The following is a 2,155-nucleotide window of genomic DNA, read 5'->3' as shown; positions in this document are numbered from 1 at the left end:
TCATTAACACACAAAAAGGTATGTTTACGCCACTAATTTTACTGAGCAGGGATTGCAACGTTTTGACTAAATCTAATTTTTTTTTGAAGGTTAATGACAAAGACTTTAATGTTACTTACCTACATGGCTACGAAAAAATTAATAAAGGCTTTAGTTATTCACTCACCGTTGAATCTTCAGTAAAAATTAATACAGATATCCTACTTGCTAATGCCAGTGTTATTTTTGTTAATAAAAACAAAAAATATCGAGAGCAATGCGGCTTGATTACATCTGTTACCAATATGGGTGTATTCAACAATCTACATCGCTTTAAAATAAACATTCAAGATCGACTATCCACCTTAAAAAACACCTCAAACAGTAAAGTCTTTATTACTGTAAATGTACAAGATGTATTAAATTACTTAGCACAAAAAGCAGGTTATTCATCAGGACAAATCGTTTTTAGGACCAGCTCCGCCTTACCGCATTTAAAGCAATGTGTGCAAGCAATGGAAAGTGACTGGGCCTTTTTTAATCGCTTGATGTCACAGCATGGCCTTTTTTACTGGATTGAAAGCGAATCAAGCACCGAAACACTTGTTATAAGTGACAGCAACCTCAACAGCCCTTATTTAAGTACGGGTGTATTAGAAGTTAAAGCAAACGCGGGGATGAACGCCCAGTACTGGGGTAACTTTGTCGGCTTTATGCACAGTGAAGTAACACAAACCTTATATAATAATGCAGCGCAAAGTAATGCCCATGGGCAATTTCAAAAAGTAGCCAGTAACAGCCAATCTTTTTTCGAGCCTGCTGCAAACTCAAGCGCAGAAGCATCAGCACAAACACAAAGCTTTAGTAATGCATTAGCCACACACAATAAACTGGTTACGCTTACGGGTAATGTATCTGATGTATTTGCGGGCTGTTCAATTTCGCTTGACGACAATATGGGCTTTGCCAGTGGTGATTTGCTATGCATTGCAATAGAGCACACACTTAATCAAGCAAATGACGAAAGCAGCCATGAAGGTGAAACCCACTACCACTGCACAGCGCAATTTATAGAGCGCGGTACTCCTTACAAAGCAATGCCTGAGCCTCATACACCTAAGCCCATGGTATTTTCCGCAACAGTAGAATCTCTCACAAGTAATGCATTTGTAGATGAACACGGTCAATACCGTATTCGTAACGAGTTTGATAAAACAGCTCGCCCAGTAATTCAATCAAGTCCGGCACTAAAAAAACTAGCGCTATATGCCTGTGAAAACCAACCTCAAGCCACTGGCTGGCACTTCCCACTCGTTGGTGGCTCTGAGGTACTTATTGGGTGTATTAATAACGACCCAAACAACACATTTATAATGGGCTTTGCACTAAACGCCGATCAGCCAAGTGTAGTTACAGCTGCTAGCCCAACACATAATCGCCTATTAAGCGCGGCGCAAAATGAACTCCTGTTTGATGACGACAAAGATGTGCCCAAAGTCATCTTACAAACACTCGCCAGTGAGCACTATATTGAATTAAATGCTATAAAATCAGGCCGCCAATTTATTCAATGGATAAGCCAGCTCGGTACTATTAATCTACACGCAGGGCGCGACCTATGCCTTGAAACCGAACAAAACAATGTTCAGTTTGTTATTAAAAACAATCAATTTATTGATGTTAAAAATACCGTGTCGCAAACCACAACTAACAGCCATGTAAATTATCAAAGTGGTGGCAGCCAAGCGTTCAGTGGTAAAAATGCAACCCTTACGAGCGATAGTGAAATTTCACTTCTCACTGGGCGTGCAGTAAAAGTGCATGCACAAAGCGACATACTCCTTAAAACTAATAACAGCGACTTAAAGCTTAATGTGCCTACTGGTTCTACGTTTTTACAAACAAACAATAATATAAGCATTACGGGCTCGGGCCGTGGAGATTTAATTATTCACAACGCGGGCGGTGAGATAAAACTCGACAGCCAAGGTAATGTTGATATTACCGCCACCAATGTACTCACACTCGATGGCACATTTATAACCTTTGATGGCCCAGTTGATTACGACATAACCAGCCCACAAACAGCGCGGGCACCGAGCAATGCAAGCCCTGCCAGTATTAGCCGTATTAGTGATATAACCATTAATGACTCAGGTATTGCTGCAACAACGTC

At 40.6% G+C, this 2,155-nt stretch carries 1 protein-coding gene; it reads left to right on the top strand.

All coding sequences use genetic code 11. The features are described from left to right. Positions 1-62 precede the first annotated feature (62 nt). Positions 63-2,155, top strand: a 2,093-nt coding sequence (locus GQR46_RS18950; RefSeq protein WP_277344154.1) for a contractile injection system protein, VgrG/Pvc8 family, incomplete at its 3' end; no start/stop codon positions are given.

This window comes from Pseudoalteromonas sp. Z1A6, from assembly GCF_011378745.1.
Taxonomy (GTDB): Bacteria; Pseudomonadota; Gammaproteobacteria; order Enterobacterales; family Alteromonadaceae; genus Pseudoalteromonas; species Pseudoalteromonas arctica.
Note: the sequence above shows the minus strand (reverse complement) of the source record. Positions and strands in the feature narration are given on the sequence as shown.